This is a genomic window from Henriciella marina (genome assembly GCF_027213945.1).
In the GTDB taxonomy this organism is placed as follows: Bacteria; Pseudomonadota; Alphaproteobacteria; order Caulobacterales; family Hyphomonadaceae; genus Henriciella; species Henriciella marina_A.
In genome coordinates this window covers 465,730-485,267 of sequence record NZ_JAPWGW010000002.1, presented here as the reverse complement: position 1 = coordinate 485,267, position 19,538 = coordinate 465,730, and the positions used below count along the sequence as shown (strand labels likewise).

Genomic DNA, 19,538 nt, shown 5'->3' with positions numbered 1-19,538 from the left:
AAATCAAATCTTAACAGAATGATTTATTTTGTTATCACAGGTTTTGTTTTTCTACCGTGAGAGCCCGAGGTCGATTCCCATGCGGGAGATTGCATGAACAAAGTTGTTCGGCGCGATGTCGATATCGCCGGTCCATTCTACATCTGGATAGCGAGCGAGTATCTGACGATAGGCTGATTCCAGCTGCATGTTGGCGACACGCTGGCCGAGGCAGACGTGTGGCCCCATTCCGAAAGCAAGGTGGTCCTTGGCATTGGCGCGATCGACATCGAACCTGTCGGGATCTGCAAAAACCGACGGGTCACGGTTTGCCGCGCCGTAGTACATGACGATCTTCTCGCCCTCGGCAATTTTCTGACCGTTGATCTCGGTGTCCTCTGTTGCCGTGCGGCGCATATAGATGACTGGCGACACCATCCTGATGGCCTCATGCACCATATTTGGTATCTTTGAGGGATCATTGATCAGCGCCTGCTTCTGCTCCGGAAACTCGCTAAGCAGCTTCATCGTACCCGACAGGGAATTGCGGGTTGTGTCATTGCCCGCAAAGACAATGAGCAGCCACGACCCATCGAGCATTTCGTCTGACAGGAGTTTACCGTCCACCTTCGCATTCGCGATAGCAGACAGAAGGTCTGATTTCGGGTTTTGGCGACGATCATGGAGGACGCGTTTTCCGTACTCGAACATTTCCAGCACATTGTTGATGAAGTCGCCGAAGAATTGCGGATCGATCGCTTCGCCCTTGCGCATCGTATCGGCAGAAACCTCCAGATAATGCATCCACTTGATCAGCTTGGGCCTGTCAGCCTCCGCGACGCCGAGAATTTCGCACAGGGTGAAAAGTGGCAGTTCGGCAGAGAACGTCTCGACCATATCGATGGGCTTGCCCGTGTCGCGTGCCTTCGCCTCCATCGCATAGAGAAGTAAACTGACCTTGGCATCGACCCGCTCACGTAGCTCAGCCACGTAGGCCGGCGTAAAGAAAGGCATGTGTTCGCGGCGCAGCGGGAAATGATAGGGTTGATCAAGGCAGATCATGGCATCCAGCGATGCCCGGTGGAGCAGGGGATGGCGGGCATCGGCGTGCCCATAATTCATGAGGATGCCACCCTTCTGGGAGGAGAACGCCTTGGTGTTTAACTCCGCCGCGCGGATGTCGTGATAGCCCGTCAGCGCCCAGAAGCCGGCGCCTTCGGCCTCTTCATGCCAGCAGACAGGAGCCTTCTCGCGCATTTCCGCAAAGGCGCCGAAGGGCTGTCCTTTCGTGAAGAGATCAAGATCGGTCAGGTCCGCCGCCGGGGCGACTGGATAGGCCCGCTCGAATTTGTGGCCACAGTGGACGCTTGCTTCTTCCTGCGCGGTTTCGCTGACATTGATGAGCATCGCTCTGTCCTCCCACTTTTGTCTTCAACCTCATCGTCTCAGAATTCTGCGCACGCGTGAAGCGCTATCGGGGCCGGACCCAACGTCAACCAGACAGACAGTTTTTTGGCTGGCTTTACCTTGGCCGATTTCGCACGAAATAAGAGAGATCGCCCATTGCCCGATGAAAAGGCTATTGCCCACGTCATGACCGAAGACAGACAGCCCTGGTGGAAGGGCGCTACGATCTACCAGATCTATCCGCGCAGCTTTGCCGACAGCAATGGCGATGGCGTCGGTGACCTTGAAGGCATCATCGGCGGGCTCGACCATGTCGCATCCCTCGGTGTCGATGCGATCTGGCTATCGCCCTTCTTCACGTCGCCGATGAAAGACTTTGGCTATGACGTTGCGGACTATTGCGGCGTCGATCCGCTCTTTGGCACGCTCGAAGACTTCGACCGTCTGATCGCGAAGGCGCATGGCCTCGATCTCAAAGTGATCATCGACCAGGTCTATTCGCACACGTCTGACGCCCATGACTGGTTCAGGCAGAGCCGCGAGAGCAGAGAGGGCGACAAGGCGGACTGGTATGTCTGGGCGGACCCAATGTCGGATGGCTCCCCGCCCAATAACTGGCAGGCTGTGTTTGGCGGGCCTTCATGGGAATGGGATGGTCGCCGTCAGCAATACTACATGCACAACTTCCTCGCTTCGCAGCCGGACCTCAATGTCCGCAACAGGGAGATTCAGAACGCGCTGCTCGATGCGGCGTCTTTCTGGCTGGACCGCGGTGTGGATGGCTTCCGACTCGATGCCATCAATTTCGCCATCCATGACGCAGAACTCCGCGATAATCCGCCGTCCGGTCTCGCCATGGAGAAGGTGACACGCCCCTTCGACATGCAGGATCACCTCTACAACATGTCCCAGCCAGAAATTCCCGCCTTCCTCGAACGCGTGCGCGCGCGCCTCGACGCCTATCCGGAGCGGTTTTCGGTCGCAGAAGTTGTCGGCCCCAACCCTGTGCCAGAGATGAAATCCTTCACCGAAGGCGAGGAGAGGCTTCATTCCGCCTATAATTTCGATTTCCTTTACGCTCAGACGATCAGTCCAGCGCGCGTGCGCCGTTCGCTCGAACAATGGAACGGTGAGGCGGGTGAAGGCTGGCCAAGCTGGGCCTTCTCCAACCATGATGCACCGCGCGCCGTTTCCCGCTGGGCAAGCCCGCCGCATCGCAAGGCAGCCGCAGACCTTCTCCTTCTCCTGCTGCTTTCGCTGAGGGGGAACGCATTTCTGTACCAGGGCGAGGAGCTTGGCCTGCCACAGGGCCAGGTCGGCTTTGAAGACCTTCAGGATCCGGAAGCCATTGCCAACTGGCCGCGAACCCTGGGGCGCGATGGCGCGCGCACGCCGTTCCCATGGACATCTACTGACCCCAATGCAGGCTTCTCTCCTGCACGGCCATGGCTACCCGTCGATGCTGCTCATCAGGCGCTGGCGTTGGACACACAGGCGAATGACCCGTCTTCCAGCCTCAACCTGACCCGGAAACTCATAGAGCTGCGCAAAACTTCACCAGCGCTACGCTGGGGAGAGATTGAATTCCTACACGATGACGTGCCCGTTCTGGCCTTCAGGCGCCGGCATGACGGCGAAGAAATTCTCTGCGTTTTCAATCTGTCAGGTGAACAAGTGGATATTCCGGATCATGTGACTCCAGATTTCCCCGCTTTGATTGCGGCGTGCAATATGCCGAACGATCAGGAAAAGCTGCCTCGCTCGTTCGGCCCGTGGGCGGGTTTCTGGGCAAGGCTCTCCTGAGCTATTCGGCAGGCTGACTACTGGTCTTGCTGCGCGCTTCTTCCAGCTCATCCTCAAGCGCCCGCGTCTCAACGGTGCGGGCCTTGGAGAGCTGCGCGATGCCGAGATAGATCGCCGGTGTCAGGAAAAGCGTGAACAGCGCCGCAATCCCGAGCCCGCCGAACACGACCCAGCCGATGGAGTTACGCGCCTCTGCGCCAGCGCCGCTCGACACAATCAGGGGAACAGCGCCAAGCACCGTCGAAATCAGCGTCATCGCAATCGGGCGCAGGCGAATGGTCGCCGCCTCAAACACGGCGTCGCGTACACTGCGGCCCATGCCGCGCAGCTGGTCCGCGAACTCGACGAGCAGGATACCATTCTTCGCCATAAGACCGATCAGCATGATGAGGCCGATCTGCGAATAGATGTTGAGCGATGTGCCGGTGAGGAACAGCGCATAGATCGCCGCCGCCAGCGCGAATGGCACGCTGAGCAGGATAACCACAGGGCTGGTCAGGCTTTCAAATTGCGCGACGAGGACAAGGAAGACGATCACAAAGGCAAAGCCATAGGTCAGGAGGAGGTCCTGGTTGCTCTCCTCCAGCGTCGCGGCCTCGCCTTGCAGGATCATGCCAAAGCCTGGCGGCAATATCTCGTCCGTTAGCCGTTCAATCTCCGCAATCGCATCAGCCAGCGGGAGGCCGGGCGTTGTGTCCATTTCCACCTCGATGGCACGGCGTTGCTCGGTCCGATCAAGTTCTGCGGCAACCCCCTCCTCACGGATTGTGGTCAGCGTCGAGATCGGCACGAGCCCGCCGCTGTCAGAGCGAACATAAAGGTTCTGAAGGTCGCCCGGGTCGCGGATCGTCCCTGTTTCCGATTCCAGGATGATCGGAATGGCCTGATCGTTCACATTAAGGTCGATCAGGTCTTCACCATCCACCATGGCGCGCAGGGTCACTGACAGCTCATCCAGCGGCACGTTGAGGTCTGCGGCGCGCCTGCGGTCGACCTGTATCGAAAGCTGCGGTTGGGTCGGCTGGTAGGAAATTTCCGGGTTGGAGAGAACTTCGCTGTCCTCAATCGCAGACGAAAGCTCCCGCGCAACGGCGTAGATTTCGCTGTAATCGCTGCCGGTCAGAGCGATCTGAAGGCCGCCACCCCGGCCACCGCCTCGGCTGGACAGGCTGGATCGGCCGAATACGGACACCCGTGAGCCCGGTATCTCCGACATCGGTCCCTGAAGCTGGGAGATAATGTCTTCCTGGCTCAGCGTGCGCTCCTCCCAAGGGGCGAGCCAGGCGGTCACACCGACACGGTTCGGGTCATAGCGACCGACAATGGTAAAGAGCGACTCGATCGTGCCATTTTCGACATAGGGCTGGAGGACCTGCTCGATCTCGTCTGCTTCCTGCTCCATGAAAGCAAGGCCCACGCCGTCGGGTCCGGTCGCAAACACCTCGACCACACCGCGGTCTTCTGGTGGCACCAGCTCCTCTGGAACAGACGTGTAGAGAAGGCCCGCCGCGCCTGCTGCACCAAGGCAAACCAGTCCGACGACGATAGGGTGGGCAAGACACGCGCTGAGGGCGGCGCCATAGGTGTTTGAGATCGTGCGTCCGCGCTTTTCCAGCCAGCTATCCTTCCGCTCTGCTGGGTCTCTCGGAATGAAACGGAATTTGGAAGCGATCGCGGGTGCAAGGGTGAGCGCTACGAAGGAAGAAATCAGCACGGCCACCGAGAGCACGAAGCCGAATTCCCGGAACAGCCGGCCGGTTGTCGAAGGCAGGAATGAAATGGGGACAAAAACCGCGACCAGCACGGCAGTCGTTGCGATGACGGCAAAGAAAACTTGCTGTGTGCCCAGCACGGCGGCAGCGCGCCTTCGTATGCCCTCTGACTGGCGCCGCTGGATATTCTCCAGAACCACGATGGCATCGTCGACGATGAGGCCGGTCGCAAGCACAAGCGCGAGCAGCGTTAGAAGGTTGATCGAGAAGCCGAGCAGCCAGATGCCCGCTACGGTCCCGATCAACGACACCGGAATGGCGACAGCCGGAATGATGGTCGCCTTCATCGAGCCGAGGAAGACCCAAATGGTGATCACCACGATGAGCACAGTGATCGCGAGGCTGGTCAGCACTTCTTCAACCGACTTTTCGATGAAGACAGCTTCATCTGAGGTCACGCGAAGCTCGATGTCGTCAAAGCGGGGATTGAGCTGGCGCAGCTTCTCTTTAGCGGCATCGGATATCTGGATCGTATTCGACGACGCCTGTCGGATAATGCCAAGCCCGATGATCGGCTCGCCATTCAGCCGCAGGAAATTATCAGCATCCGCTGGTCCCAGCACTGCTTCAGCGACATCGCCGACCTTGGTATTGCCTTGAATATAGATGTCCTTGATGAGCTCGGGCGTGGCAGCCGTTGCCTCGGCCCGCACGATCAATTCCTGACTGTCAGACCGGAAGCTGCCAACAGGAACATCGAACGGAGCCTCGCGCAGGGCGTTCGCGACGTCAGCGATCGTCAGGCCGAACCGATTGAGCCTGAGTGGATCGACAAGCACGCGCATCTGGCGTTCGCGCGTGCCGAATTGCTGCACGGTCGCCACCCCATCAATGGCCAGGAATTCCGGCATGATGTCGTTCTCGACGATCCTTGAGAGTTCTTCTTCGCTATAGGCATCGCTGATGACGGCGACGGTCAGTACCGACTGGCCCTGATCGTCAGCCTTGGTAACAAAAAGGTTTTCCGTTCGGTCGGGCAGTTCCCGTGTTACGCGGCTGACCGCTTCGCGCACATCAGAAGCCGCTGTATCGAGATCAACGCCCGGATTGAACTCGATCCGCATGCGAGCGCTGTTCTCTTCGCTTGAAGATCGGATCTCCTTGACGCCCGACACTGTTGCGACGGCGCCTTCGATGATGCTCGTCACTTCAGCGTCGATGGTTTCTGGCGCCGCGCCAGGAAGCGTTGCGCGGACCGAAACGATCGGCCGGTCGACATCTGGCAATTCGCGGACCTCTACCCCCAGAATGGCGGCGAGACCTGCAATCACGATCAGAAGGTTCAGGACCGCCGCCATCATCGGGCGACGGACGGCGAGTCCCGGGAGGCCCTGGCCCGGCGGTGTCATGGCTGGGCGGCGGCCTGACCGCCGGATGCAAGCCCATTCGTTGCGACCGGACGGGTATTGCGTGACGCAGGCATTTCGACGGCTGTGCCTTGCCGCACTTTCTGGACGCCTTCTTCGACGATCCAGCTACCTTCCGGGATATCAGCCCGAACCAGCACCATCCCCTCCATCCGGTTGACGATGGTCACGGGAACGCGGGTGGTCTCGCCATCTTTTACGGCCCACACGAATGCGCCGTCACCGCCCCACACAATGGAAGCCTCAGGAACCGACGGATATTGCTGTCCTGGTAATTCGAAACCGATGCGAAAGCTCATGCCGGGGCGAAGCTGGTCCTCGGAATTGTCGATGGCGGTCCTTACCGTATAGGCGCGCGTTTGCGTATCGATCGCGCTATCGATGGTCAGGACTTCCGCCTCATAAGATGCTTCCGGGTTCGAAAATGGCTCGACTTCGAAAATGTCCCCGGCGGCGATCCGCCCAAATGTCTGCTCGGGCACGGGAAAGTCGACATAGAGAACGTCGCGGTCGTCGAGGCGCGTCAGGACGGTATCTGGCGTGATGCGGGCGCCCGGGTCGACATCGGTCAGGCCGACATAGCCGCTGAAAGGCGCGCGAATTGTGCGGTCGCCCAGCGCATCGCGTGCAATGCTGAGGTTGATTTCGGCGGCATCATAGGCCGCTTCAGCGCGGTCGAGTTCATTACCTGCGATCACGCCGGGTGTAGAGACAGTGTTGTAGCGGTCGATAAGTCGCTGTGCATCGGCGAGAGAAACCTCCGCCTGCTCGACGGCCAGTTGTGCGGCGCGCGACTCAAGATGGATCAGCACATCTCCGCGTGAAACCTTGTCGCCTGCGGTGAAGTTTACAGCGATGACTTCGCCAGCCACTTCGGCCTGTATTGTTGCGGAAGCCCGCGCCCGCGCCGTGCCGACGGCTTCAACGCGAACCGTGTCAGTGGCATAGCTGACTTGGTGAGGCACAATCTTGATAGCCTGCGGTGCTCTGCGCTCAGGCTGCGTCTGGGCTTCTTCGCCTTGGCATGCACCCAGTGAGAGCACGGCCGTTAAAGCGGCAATTCTGATCAAGTTGTTAAACACGGCTGACCCTGAGTAGGCCGCGCGACTGCCCAGTCGGGAAGGCACGCGGAGATACTTGCTTCCATGGCAAAATAGCGATGCAACGCCCTGCACCGTTTACCCTTACCGCGAGATAGGCCGACTTTGCCAGAAGGCCAGATAGCGTTCGACCTGATCTGCAGTCATATCAATGGAAATCACGACTATTTGGAATGATGCGGACGTTTCGCGGATGACTTTGCGCTGGCCTTCGGCCCGGTCCGCGTCTTTCAGGAATGGGTTTGACGACTTCGTCAGCATTGGAAAGCACGCCCTTCATCGGATCGCGAAGCGTATTTTCTGACAGCAGGGTGAGGTCATCGGTGCGGTCGATCAGCTGTTCTGCGACCAGGTGAGTGACCCCTTCGGCCCGCTGGATACGCCCTTTGACCAGGATGATCCGCGCCCCCATGACGACGGCCCGGAACCGCTCGAATACGTTCGGCCAGACGACGAGGTTTGCGATACCGGACTCGTCCTCGATCGTGATAAAGCACACCCCGCTGGCAGAACCGGGTCTCTGGCGCACCAGCACGATACCGGCTGTCTGCACCCGCGCCCCGTTTGGCAGGTCAGAGGCTTCACGCGTGCTCAGCGTCCGCATGGAGGCATAATGCTCGCGCAGGAAGGACATGGGATGGGCCTTCAGCGACAGGCGTGTGGTCTGATAATCCTGAAGCACGTGTTCTGAAGACGGCATCCGGGGCAGGGGCGTTGCTTCCTCGCCGCCTTGTTCGGCCGTATCGGCGGCCGCAAAGAGCGGCAACGTCTTGCCAGCGGCTTCCCCGCGAGAGACCCATAGCGCCTCGCGCCGGTCCAGCCCCATTGACCGGAAGGCATCTGCCGCCGCCAAAAGCTCTATGGCCCGCCGGGTCATGCCGGACCGCCGGCGAATATCCTCCGGGCGCTCAAACCCACCGCCACGCACCTGCATCATGGCTTCCATCTCATCTTCGCGCAGCCCGTCAATCTGGCGAAAGCCAATACGCACGGCGAGGCGCGCGTTCTTTCTTCCCCCGCAAGCGGGGGAAGTGGCCCGCGAAGCGGGTCGAAGGGGGGATGCTTTAGGCGTAGCGTCTGCCGCTCGCCCCCTCCGCCCTTTGGGCACCTCCCCCGTAAACGGGGGAGGAAAAGAAATCGCATCGTCTCCTTGGATGTCATTCCCCTCACAAGCGACCGCGCAGGCGCAGGGGCCGTCGCCTTCAGGTGACGAACAGCCCCGAGCAGAAAGCTCACAAGGCTCCAAAATATTATCCCAGTCCGAAAGGTTCACATCCGCTTCGAGGACTTCGACGCCGTGCTCCTGCGCGCAACGGACAATCTGGGCTGGGGCGTAGAAGCCCATGGGCTGGCTGTTGAGAAGCGCGGCGCAGAAGACGTCCGGGTGATGGCATTTCAGCCAGGACGAGACATAGACCAGAAGCGCGAATGAAGCCGCATGGCTTTCGGGGAAGCCATATTCGCCAAACCCCTTCACCTGATCGAAGCAGCGCTGGGCAAAGGTCCGCTCATAGCCACGCGCGACCATGCGCTCGACCATCAGTTCTTCATAATTCTGGATCGTGCCGACCTTCCTGAAGGTCGCCATGGCACGGCGGAGGCCATTGGCCTCGTCGGCAGAGAATTTCGCCGCATCCATTGCGATCTGCATCGCCTGTTCCTGGAAGAGCGGGACGCCATTGGTCCGCTTCAGGATGGTCTCTAGCTCATCGGCCGGGCCATGCTTCGGGGAAGGGGACGGATAGGTCACCGTCTCCTGTCCGTTACGGCGGCGCAGATAGGGGTGGACCATATCGCCCTGAATGGGGCCAGGGCGGACAATCGCGACCTCGATGACAAGGTCATAGAACACACGCGGGCGAAGGCGCGGCAGCATGTTCATCTGCGCCCGGCTCTCCACCTGGAAGACGCCCAGACTGTCGCCCTTGCACAGCATGTCATAGGTCGCCCCATCCTCCTGCGGGACGGTGGCCAGCGAATAGTCGAGCCCCTTGTGAAGGCGCAGCAGGTCGAACGCCTTGCGGATACAGGTCAGCATGCCAAGCGCCAGAACATCCACCTTCATGATGCCCAAGGCGCTGATGTCGTCCTTGTCCCACTCGATAAAGGTGCGCTCATCCATGGCCGCATTGCCGATGGGCACGGTCTCGACCAGTGGCCCGCGCGTCAGGACAAAGCCGCCGACATGCTGGGAAAGGTGGCGCGGAAAGCCGATCAGCTGGCGGGTCAGCTGGACCGCGCGGCGCACCACCGGATTGGTGGGGTCTAGGCCTGCTTGCCGGATCTGCTTTTCCTTCACGTCCGATCCGAAACTGCCCCAGACAGTCCCCGCCAGCGCCGACGCAATGTCCTGCGACAGGCCCAGCGCCTTGCAGACCTCCCGCACGGCAGAGCGCGGTCGATAGGAGATCACCGTCGCCGTCAGCGCGGCCTTATGGCGGCCATAGCGGCGATAGACATACTGGATGACTTCCTCGCGCCGCTCATGCTCGAAATCGACATCGATGTCCGGCGGCTCTTTCCTTTCCTTGGTCAGGAAGCGCTCGAAAAGAAGGCTGGTCACCGACGGATCGACGCTGGTGATGCCAAGACAGTAACAGACTGCCGAATTGGCCGCCGAGCCGCGCCCCTGACAGAGAATGCCCTTGTCTTTTGCCCAGGCGACGATGTCATGGACCGTCAGGAAGTAGGGTGCGTAATCAAGCTCACCGATCAGGGTCAGCTCTTTCCTGATGGCCGCCGATACCTTGTCTGGAACACCGCCAGGATACCGCCAGGCGGCCCCCTCCCAGGCCAGCTTCTCGATATGCTCCTGAGGCGTCGTTCCGGCCGGGACAGGTTCGTCGGGATACTCGTAAGCAAGCTCATCCAGCGAAAAGGGGCAGCGATCGGAAATCTCTTGCGTTCTGCGAAGAGCAGGCTCGAACCCCTTGAAAAGCCGCGCCATTTCCTCGTGCGGCTTGAGGTGCCGTTCGGCATTGGCTTCCAGCCGGAAGCCCGCCTCATCAACGGTGCAATGCTCGCGGATACAGGTCACCACATCCTGTAGCGGGCGGCGTTCAGCGGCATGATAGAGCACGTCATTGACGGCGACGATGGGTACACCGCCTGCCTTGAAACCGAGGTCTGCCAGCCGGGCGATCCGCTCACGGTTCTGGCCCTGAAACCCATAGCGCGCGCCAAGATAGAGCCGATCTCCCCACTGGGCGCGCAGCCATTCAAGGCGCAGCCTGTAAGCCTCATCCGGAGAGAGCGGCGGCATGGCGATGAAGACCTGACCCTCGGCATGCGTGATCACATCCTCAAGCGTGATATGGCATGCGCCTTTCTCTGCCCGCAGCTTGCCTTCGGACAGAAGCCGCGAAAGCCGGCCATACGCGTCCCGGTCCTGCGGGTAGGCGATGAGGTCGAACCCGTCTGCCGTGATGAGGCGTGCCCCGACAAGCAGGCGCATCTCATAATCCCGGGCCGCAAGATGCGCACGCACCACGCCGGCCAGCGTATTGCGGTCTGCAATGCCAATCGCGGTGAGGCCCAGCCCCTTGGCCTGCGCGACCAGTTCTTCCGGGTGGCTGGCGCCCTGCAGGAAGGAGAAGTTCGTGGTGACGGCGAGTTCTGCGTAACCGGTCATGCGAACAGCCCATGCATGAACCAGAGCGGTGGGCCGCCCCGGCCATCCTCATAAAGCCCCTGCCGGAACAGCCAGAAGCGGCGCCCGTCGCTGTCTTCTATGCGATAATAGTCGCGGGCACGCGGCAGGTTCGAGATGGGCTCACCAATGTCATCCATTTCAAGTTCGGACCGGATGCGACTTATAAGGGCCGCGTCCGCGCGCGGGTCGAGCTTTGGGTTGAGCCATTTGCGGTCCATGCCTTCAGGGCTGCCGGATGGCGGCGGGGGCGCTGTCCATGTCCACCATTCAGGGGAAAGCCGTTCCGGTCCGTCCGCCCGCGTCACGGCATGCGGGACCCGGCGCCAGATAAAGCGAAGCGGCGGCCCGTCTGGCACTTCAGCCAGCACCTTTATCTCTTCGGGCGGGTCGATCAGACGGATCGGGCGCGGCCCGTGAGAGATATGAGGGACAGCGGGTGCTGGCAGCGCGCCATCAAACGCCGCCTTGCGTTCAGCCTGCTCAGGCAAATGGCTTTCATGCGCCTCTGTAATCCTTACCGCGCCTTCGCCGAGCTTGGCGGTGATCCGGTCGGCAAGGGCCGAGAGAAGGACGGGGTCTGTATCGCTGGCGGCAAGGTCGCCGGAAAGGGCAGGCGCGCTGATGTCCACCGGCCCGGTCCGGCGGGCCTCCAGCATCATGAGGTCGATGCCGAAGCCGGGGTCGATCTGGTCAATTTTCTCCGAAAAGAGGCGAAGGATGTGTTTCGGGGTCCGGACCGGCCTTGCGAGCGTGACCGAGACAGAGCTGACCTCGCCATCGGCGCGAAAGGCATGAAAGGCAAAGGCGCGCGCGCCCTGTCCCTGATCGGTGAGCTTGACGCAAAGCGCCTCAGCCAGCTGTTCCAGTCCGGCTTCCACACCCTCGATGGCAAGAAGCGGTTCAGGGCAGGGCAGGCGCGTAATGTGTGATGGTGGCTCTGTTAGTGGGGTGAGCGGTTCCCGCCGCAGACCAAGCGCCTGATCGAGACGCAAGAGGACCGCATCACCGGCCGCGCGCGACTGAAACCGCCGCCCCAGCGCCTTTCGGTCTATGCCGTAAAGCTGCCCGATCCTGCGAAGGCCGAAGCGTTTGAGCAGGGTTTCTGCCTCTGCCGAGAGGCGAAGGGCGCTGATCGGAAGGTCTGCAAGGTCTGCCGCTTCCTCTCCATCGGCAAGGATATGACCGGGCCGTGCCCGCGCGAGGGCACTGGCAGCGCCCGGCGTGCTCGCAAGGCCAAGCCTATGCGGAATGGCATTGCGCTCAAGCAGGCCAGCGACGGCCTTCATCATCTTCGCTTCGCCGCCATGCAGGTGATCGCACCCTGTGGTCTCGATCATCAGCCCGTCATAGCCGTCGAGTGCCACGATAGGAGAGAGGCGCACCATCCAGTCGCCGATCCGCTGCAAGGCTGTCTGGTCGGCCTGCCGGTCGATGTCCTCATGCATGAGGTCCGGGCAGCGGGCGCGTGCATCGGTAAAGCCAAGCCCAGCCGATATGCCAAGCGTGCGCGCCGAGGCATTCGCCGCAGCGACGCGCAGCCCGTGCGGGCCATCCTCGACCAGGACGAAGGGCTTGCGGGCGGGCTCAACCTGTTTGCTGCCTGGGCGGGGCGTCACGGATATCGATGTCGGCTGGCGCCGCGCGCGGCGAAGGCGCGTGAGCGGCCAGCCCGGAAACCACACGGAGAGATAGCGTTTCATGGTCGAGCTCGATGTTGAAGACGTGCCCCGCCATCTGCGGTGCCTGCCGGGATTTCTCCAGGACGGCCTGCCAGCGGCTGGCGCCCGGCGCGCGGGCGTCGAAAGCATTTGGGGCGGATGGGCGGGAGGTCACACGCCAGCGGGCTGTGGCGGCGCTGCTGCCATCCCGGCGCCATGGCAGAAGCAGGATGAGCGGGATGCCATGACGACTGGCCGCAAGGGTCAGCCGGCGCGATGCGGTAAAGTCCAGGCCCTCGATCTCGGCGATGACCAGACCGACAGCGCCTGAACAGATGGCTTCCTCGCTTGCCCAGAGCGCATCGCTTGTCTTGCGGGTCTCCACCGAGAGAAGGCCCGCAGGAGGGCGGGCGACCGTCTCCAGCCCGGCATGCAGCAGCTGCCCGTGTTCGCGTGACAAACCGAACTGGCGAACCCAGAACACAGCCCCTGCCGGCGGGCGCGCGGCAGCCAAGGCAAAGCCTGTCATCGCCGCCATGTCGCCATGAGACGCCTCGCAGATCTCATGCACGCCTTCGCGGCCAAGGTTCAGCGGAAAGCCGGGGTCGGGCTTTCTGCGCGTCTCGCCAAGCCGAAAGACGCCGGGAATATCTAGGGCTGCGGACTCCATATGTTCTTATTTTGTTCTCAGGCCAAAGAGTCAAGCGAGAGGCGCCTTCTGCGCGCATCCTTCGGTGGAATTCCAGGAAAGCCTGAAAAGACTGAAATCCATCTGACCGTTGCCAGCGCTTGCGAAACTATGGTCTGTTTGGAGGTGGAGGACGAACGGCATGCCGGACACAGTGAAGACAGGGGAAAGTTGGACCAACTGGTCTGGCAATCAGACGGCAAAGCCAGCCGTCATCCATGAGCCGTCAACGCCTGACGCTTTGAAAGATATCGTGAAAACAGCTCCGGGCCCGGTACGGGTCGTTGGGGCTGGCCACTCGTTTACCCCTGTCGCGGCGACGGATGGAACGCTGCTCAGGCTGGACCGGATGGGGCTGGTGCACTCGGTTGATCTTCAGACAGAGCGCGCCTGGGTAAATGCCGGAGCCCGCCTGAAGGACCTGTCGCCCGCGCTTGAGAAACACGGGCTCGCTTTCAGAAACCTCGGCGATATCAATGTTCAATCGCTGGCCGGCGCCATTTCGACGGCGACCCATGGCACCGGCGAAACGCTCGCCTGCCTCTCAGCCGAGACGACGGCCTTCAAAGTGATGACGGCTGATGGCGATCTCCTGACGGTTTCGCGCGAACGCGACCGGGATATTTTCGAAGCTTGCCGCGTCTCGCTTGGCGCAATCGGTGTGCTGGTGGAGGCGGAAATTCAGCTGGTCGACGCCTACAGGCTCCACCGCACGACATGGGCCGAACCGCTGGATGAGCTTCTGTCCAAGGCGATGAAGCGCTGGCAGACCCTTAGAAACTATGAGTTTTTCTACGTGCCGTTCTCTGGCTACGGCATCTCGATCGCGCATGAAGAGACCGATGCCCCCGCAACTGAGCGTGCGGAAGCCGATGATGATGACGCCGTCCTCGGCCTGAAACGCGCCCGCGACTATGCCCCGGACGACATCGCCTCCAGGCGCCAGTTTCTTGAGCAGGCTTTCTCGAATTTCGAAGGCGAGGATGTCATCGGCAATGGCTGGCAATTGCTCGCCAGTGAGCGGAATGTCCCCTTCAACGAAATGGAATATCACCTGCCAGCCAATGCCGCGCTGGACGTCCTGAAAGAGGTAATCGATTACATTGAAAGAGAGCGCCCGGACGTTTTCTTCCCCATCGAAGTGCGCAAGTCTGCAGGCGACGATATCTGGCTCAGCCCGTTCAATGGCGAGGGCCGGATTTCCATCGCGGTCCATGCGTTTGCTGAAGACGCCTATGACTTCTTCTTTTCAGACATTGAGCCGATTTTCAGGCGGGCAGGGGGCCGGCCGCACTGGGGCAAGCTGCACAGCCTCGGCCATGATGAGCTGCAAGCCCTCTATCCGGATTTCGCCCGTTTCTGCGAGGTCCGCCGCCGCGTCGACCCGAAAGGCCGTTTCATGACGCCGTATATCAAATCGCTCTTTGAGCCGGAGGCAGGATGACCAGCTCTGACGCGGCCTATTTCGAGAAGCTCCAAAGCGCGCTCAACGCGGCTGGCATTGCGCAACCGACGCTGGTCATCGACCGGGCGCGTCTCGATGCCAATATAGAGACATTCAAAGGCCATTTGCCTGATGGGATGGGCTACCGCATCGTCGCCAAATCCCTGCCGAGCCTGCCGCTGCTTCAGCATATCCGCGAGAAGACAAGCACAGACCGCCTGATGACGTTCAACCTCGAAATGCTGATCGAGATTGCCCGCGCCATGCCGGATGTGAACCAGCTGCTGGGGAAGCCCATGCCCGTCGCCGCGGCGCGCGCTTTCTATCGCGATGCGCCGCCGGACGCGAAGGTGCAATGGCTGATCGATACGCCCGAACGCCTCGACCAGTATCTCGACCTGGCGGCTGAGCTTTCTGTCCATCTCGACATCGTGTTCGAAATTGATGTCGGCCTGCACCGCGGCGGCTTTCCTGCAGATGATGCCCTCGGGCAGGCCTGGCAAAAGCTGGAAGCTTCGAACCGCGCGAGCTTCACCGGTCTGATGGGATACGAGCCGCATATCGCCAAAATGCCGGAGAAGCATGGCCTTCGAGACAAGGCCCGGACCCATGCCAGGGAGGCCTATGAATCGGCGAAATCTCTGACAAGGTGCACTGAGACGTTAGAGAACGGGCAGTTCCTGACGTTCAACACGGCGGGCAGTCCGACATACCGCCTCTACACTGATACGAGCATGGCAAACGAGGTGTCGGCAGGATCAGTGCTGGTAAAGCCGACCGATTTCGATACCGATCTTCTTGAAGATCACCTTCCGGCAAGCTTCATCGCTGCCCCCGCACTCAAGGTTCTAGACGGGATCAATGTCGCTGGTTTCGACTTCCTGGAGGGCCGCGAGCCGGAAATGCCAGAGGGGCATTCAAAGACGATCTACACATTCGGCGGCAACTGGATGGCGAAGCCCGTCTGGCCTGAAGGCATCCTCGTCAATGAAAAGTATGGCCGATCAAGCAATCAGCAGATGCTGACAGCGCCAGAAGATGTGCCGCTCAGACCTGACGATTTTATCTTTTTCCGGCCCACACAGTCAGAGGCGGTCTTCCTGCAATTTGGCGACATCGCTGTCTTCGAGAACGGAAAGATCGTGGAAAGCTGGCCAGTCTTCAAAGCCTCTGCCTGAGCGACCATCACAGCCTGCCGGATGCCTGCGGCCTGTGCATCTGGCGCAGCCTGTTCAGCATTTCCGCTTTCCCGTTCGCGAAACCTCAACATGTAGGCTAGAGAAGGGGGCAATACAGGTAAGGCAGTTTCTTCATGGCCATTCTCGCCAGCATCTATCACCTCACGCATTATAAATACGACCGCCCGGTTACGCTGGGACCGCAGATTATCCGCTTGCGGCCCGCGCCGCAGTCGCGCACCCGGATCGTCTCGCACAGCCTGAAGGTCTCGCCGACCAAACATTTCGTGAACCACCAGCAGGATCCGTATGGCAACTGGCTGGCGCGCTTCGTATTTCCCGAGCCGGTGCGTGAGCTGAAGGTGGAAGTCGACCTTGTCGCCGACATGACGGTTTACAACCCGTTCGACTTCTTCGTCGAGGAACGGGCTGAGACCTGGCCGTTCGAGTACGCTGACGAGTATGCGCCTGACCTTGAAATCTACCGGCGCCCGGACCGGCTGACGCCGCTGCTGAAAGCGTTCCTCGACACTATTCCGGAAGACCCGATGAACACGGTCGACTTCCTCGTCGACGTCAACCGGCGGGTAGAACAGGTCGTAGATTATATCGTGCGTCTGGAGCCGGGTGTTCAGGCACCTGAAGTCACACTTCGCAAGGGTTCTGGTTCCTGCCGGGATTCCTCATGGTTGCTGGTGCAGGTACTGCGCCGTCTTGGTTTCGCGGCCCGGTTCGTTTCTGGCTATCTCATCCAGCTGAAGCCTGATCTTGCTGCCCTCGATGGGCCTGCTGGCACTGACCATGACTTTACCGATCTTCATGCCTGGGTCGAAGCCTACATCCCGGGCGCCGGCTGGGTCGGACTTGATCCGACGTCCGGCCTTATGACCGGCGAAAGCCACATTCCACTGGCTGCGACGCCGCATTATCAGAACGCCGCGCCAATCTCTGGCGGTTTCAGCGGCGATCCTGAGACGGAAACCACGTTCGACTTTGACATGAAGATCAATCGCGTGGCGGAACATCCGCGGATCACCAAGCCCTTCTCGGATGAGAGCTGGTCGGACCTCGACGCGCTTGGCAAGAAGGTTGATGCCGTTCTCGAAGAAGAAGATGTACGCCTCACCATGGGCGGTGAGCCGACCTTTGTGTCCATTGATGACTTTGAAAGCGCAGAGTGGAATACCGCCGCCGTCGGCCCAACCAAACGCGCCCTGGCAGACCAGCTGATCCGCAGGCTGCGCGACCGTTTCGCGCCGGGCGGGATGCTGCATTACGGTCAGGGCAAGTGGTATCCGGGAGAAAGCCTGCCGCGCTGGACGTTCTCTCTCTACTGGCGCGGGGACCGCAAGCCGGTCTGGCGGGACGCGGACCTCATTGCCTACGAAGGCGAAGACACCGGCGCGACGGCGGATGATGCGCGCAAGATGACTGAAGCGATGGCGGTCGAACTTGGCCTGCCAGATGAAGTCGTGCAGCCTGCCTATGAAGACCCGGCAGAGTGGATCCTTCGCGAAGGCCGCCTGCCTGACAATGTCACGCCCGAAAACTCCAAGCTTTCAGATCCTGAAGAGCGCCAGCGTATCGCCAAGGTGTTTGAGCGCGGCCTGACAGAGCCTGTGGCTTTCGTCCTGCCGGTCCAGCGCTGGCAGGCAAAGGCAGCGACATCGCGCTGGCGCAGTGAGAAATGGTCATTCCGGCGCGGCAAGCTTTTCCTCGTGCCGGGCGACAGCGCGGCAGGTTACCGCCTGCCACTGGAGTCGCTTCCTCATCTTGCCCCATCCGTCTATCCCTACATGCATGTCACCGATCCGGCAGAGCCGCGCGGGCCGCTGCCGGACCATTCGATTGATGAGGCGGTCGAGCAGCGCAACGTGCCCGCAGATGCGCGCCAGAATGTGTCCAGCCGCACCGAAGCGGCAAAGGGGCAGGATGTCCGCCAGCAACAGATGACACCGCAGGAAGGCGCAAGCGTGCGCACCGCCCTCAGCGTCGAGGCCCGTGACGGTCACCTCTGCGTCTTCATCCCGCCGACCGAAGCGCTTGAGGACTATCTTGAGCTGGTCGCGACGGCCGAAAAGGCGGCAAAGGCCGTCGGCAAGCCTGTCCATATCGAAGGCTATGCCCCGCCATCGGATGAGCGCCTGAATGTGATACGCGTCGCGCCTGATCCAGGCGTCATCGAGGTCAACGTTCACCCGGCCCACAATTGGGAAGAGTGCGTCGCGACGACTGAGGCGATTTATGAAGAGGCGCGCCAGACGCGTCTTGGCACAGACAAATTCATGATTGATGGCCGCCATACCGGTACGGGCGGTGGCAATCACGTCGTAGTTGGCGGCGCGAATGTAAATGACAGCCCGTTCCTTCGCCGGCCGGATCTTCTCAAAAGCCTCATCCTTCACTGGCAGAGGCATCCGAGCCTATCCTATCTCTTCTCCGGTCGCTTCGTCGGGCCAACCAGTCAGGCACCGCGCATCGATGAGGCGCGCAATGACACGCTCTATGAACTTGAGATTGCGCTCTCCCAGATACCTGCGCCGGGGCAGGGGAGTATTCCGCCATGGCTGATTGACCGGCTGCTTCGCAATGCTCTGATCGATGTGACGGGCAATACGCACCGCACCGAAATCTGCATCGACAAGCTTTTCTCGCCGGATGGGCCGACGGGGCGTCTGGGACTGGTGGAGTTTCGCGCGTTCGAGATGCCGCCAAACGCGCGCATGAGCCTTGCTCAGCAACTCTTGATCCGTGCCCTGATTGCGCGCTTCTGGAAGAGCCCTGTAGAGGGCACACCTGTACGCTGGGGTACGCGCCTGCATGACCGGTTCATGTTGCCGGAATTTGTCTGGCAGGACTTCATGGAAGTGCTCGCAGACCTCAAGGCGCATGGCTTCGATCTCAAGTCAGAATGGTATGAAGCCCAATTTGAGTTCCGCTTTCCGTTCTGCGGTGAGGTCACCTATGAGGGCACCACGCTGGAGCTTCGCCAGGCCATCGAGCCGTGGCATGTTCTCGGCGAGACTGGCGCGATCGGCGGCACTGTTCGGTATACGGATAGTTCGGCGGAGCGTCTTCAGGTCAAGCTGCTGTCGGGTGCCCCCGGACGTTTTGCCGTGACCTGTAATGGCCGGCGCATGCCGCTGACCCAGTCAGCTGGCAGCGCCAGCGAAGTCGCGGGGGTGCGCTACAAGGCTTGGGCGCCACCGGAGTCGCTTCACCCGACCTTGCCGGTGAATACACCGCTTACTTTCGATATTTTCGATACCTGGAGCGGGCATGCGGTTGGCGGCTGCGTCTATCATGTCGCCCATCCGGGTGGTCGCAATTATGAGACCTTCCCCGTCAATTCGAACGAGGCAGAAGCCCGCAGACTCGCCCGGTTCGAGCCGCAGGGGCACAAGCCGGGGAGCTATACGCCAGAGGTCGAAAGGGTGCATCCGGAGTTTCCGCTGACCCTCGACCTGCGCAGGCCGCAGGGCGTGTAATC

General features: G+C 60.9%; 10 protein-coding genes. 4 read left to right on the top strand and 6 right to left on the bottom strand.

Annotated elements, in window-relative coordinates; genetic code table 11:
* Positions 1-51 precede the first annotated feature (51 nt).
* On the bottom strand, positions 52-1,386 hold the full coding sequence (locus tag O4G74_RS08725) for a cytochrome P450 (protein WP_269402252.1): 1,335 nt from the start codon (positions 1,384-1,386) through the stop codon (positions 52-54).
* Between the two features lie 186 nt (positions 1,387-1,572).
* On the opposite strand from O4G74_RS08725, the gene O4G74_RS08720 reads away from it, so the two are divergent.
* Entirely contained in the window at positions 1,573-3,189 is a 1,617-nt protein-coding gene (locus tag O4G74_RS08720) for an alpha-glucosidase family protein (protein ID WP_269402251.1), read from the top strand.
* Between the two features lies 1 nt (position 3,190).
* On the opposite strand, the gene O4G74_RS08715 is transcribed toward O4G74_RS08720, so the two are convergent.
* From O4G74_RS08715 to O4G74_RS08695, 5 genes are all read right to left on the bottom strand, one after another.
* On the bottom strand, positions 3,191-6,310 hold the full coding sequence (locus O4G74_RS08715) for an efflux RND transporter permease subunit (RefSeq protein ID WP_269402250.1): 3,120 nt from the start codon (positions 6,308-6,310) through the stop codon (positions 3,191-3,193).
* Positions 6,307-7,293 (bottom strand): efflux RND transporter periplasmic adaptor subunit, encoded by a 987-nt coding sequence (locus O4G74_RS08710; RefSeq protein ID WP_269402249.1) that lies wholly within the window; start codon positions 7,291-7,293, stop codon positions 6,307-6,309. The genes O4G74_RS08715 and O4G74_RS08710 overlap by 4 nt, the downstream gene beginning before the upstream one ends.
* Positions 7,294-7,576: 283 nt before the next feature.
* Entirely contained in the window at positions 7,577-11,059 is a 3,483-nt protein-coding gene (locus O4G74_RS08705; protein ID WP_269402248.1) for an error-prone DNA polymerase, read from the bottom strand.
* Positions 11,056-12,696 (bottom strand): Y-family DNA polymerase, encoded by a 1,641-nt coding sequence (locus O4G74_RS08700; RefSeq protein WP_269402247.1) that lies wholly within the window; start codon positions 12,694-12,696, stop codon positions 11,056-11,058. Before O4G74_RS08700 ends, O4G74_RS08705 begins: the two co-directional genes overlap by 4 nt.
* The gene (locus tag O4G74_RS08695) at positions 12,665-13,408 is read right to left on the bottom strand and encodes an ImuA family protein (protein ID WP_269402246.1); all 744 of its coding nucleotides are present in this window, start codon (positions 13,406-13,408) and stop codon (positions 12,665-12,667) included. The genes O4G74_RS08700 and O4G74_RS08695 overlap by 32 nt, the downstream gene beginning before the upstream one ends.
* Before the next feature lie 160 nt (positions 13,409-13,568).
* On the opposite strand from O4G74_RS08695, the gene O4G74_RS08690 reads away from it, so the two are divergent.
* The 3 genes from O4G74_RS08690 to O4G74_RS08680 all read left to right on the top strand — a co-directional run bounded on the left by O4G74_RS08690 (position 13,569) and on the right by O4G74_RS08680 (position 19,536).
* On the top strand, positions 13,569-14,870 hold the full coding sequence (locus O4G74_RS08690; protein WP_269402245.1) for a D-arabinono-1,4-lactone oxidase: 1,302 nt from the start codon (positions 13,569-13,571) through the stop codon (positions 14,868-14,870).
* Positions 14,867-16,048 carry an alanine racemase gene (locus O4G74_RS08685; protein WP_269402244.1) on the top strand — a complete coding sequence of 394 codons (1,182 nt, stop codon included), beginning with the start codon at positions 14,867-14,869 and terminating at the stop codon, positions 16,046-16,048. Before O4G74_RS08690 ends, O4G74_RS08685 begins: the two co-directional genes overlap by 4 nt.
* Before the next feature lie 134 nt (positions 16,049-16,182).
* Positions 16,183-19,536, top strand: coding sequence for a DUF2126 domain-containing protein (locus O4G74_RS08680; RefSeq protein ID WP_269402243.1), 3,354 nt, complete (start codon positions 16,183-16,185; stop codon positions 19,534-19,536).
* Positions 19,537-19,538: the final 2 nt, after the last annotated feature.

Bases quoted from the DNA above. Each gene is read 5' to 3' on its own strand.
- O4G74_RS08715 (WP_269402250.1), bottom strand. From the start codon at position 6,310: ATGACACCGCCGGGCCAGGGCCTCCCGGGACTCGCCGTCCGTCGCCCG.
- O4G74_RS08685 (WP_269402244.1), top strand. From the start codon at position 14,867: ATGACCAGCTCTGACGCGGCCTATTTCGAGAAGCTCCAAAGCGCGCTC.
- O4G74_RS08720 (WP_269402251.1), top strand. From the start codon at position 1,573: ATGACCGAAGACAGACAGCCCTGGTGGAAGGGCGCTACGATCTACCAG.
- O4G74_RS08680 (WP_269402243.1), top strand. From the start codon at position 16,183: ATGGCCATTCTCGCCAGCATCTATCACCTCACGCATTATAAATACGAC.
- O4G74_RS08725 (WP_269402252.1), bottom strand. From the start codon at position 1,386: ATGCTCATCAATGTCAGCGAAACCGCGCAGGAAGAAGCAAGCGTCCAC.
- O4G74_RS08705 (WP_269402248.1), bottom strand. From the start codon at position 11,059: ATGACCGGTTACGCAGAACTCGCCGTCACCACGAACTTCTCCTTCCTG.
- O4G74_RS08695 (WP_269402246.1), bottom strand. From the start codon at position 13,408: ATGGAGTCCGCAGCCCTAGATATTCCCGGCGTCTTTCGGCTTGGCGAG.
- O4G74_RS08690 (WP_269402245.1), top strand. From the start codon at position 13,569: ATGCCGGACACAGTGAAGACAGGGGAAAGTTGGACCAACTGGTCTGGC.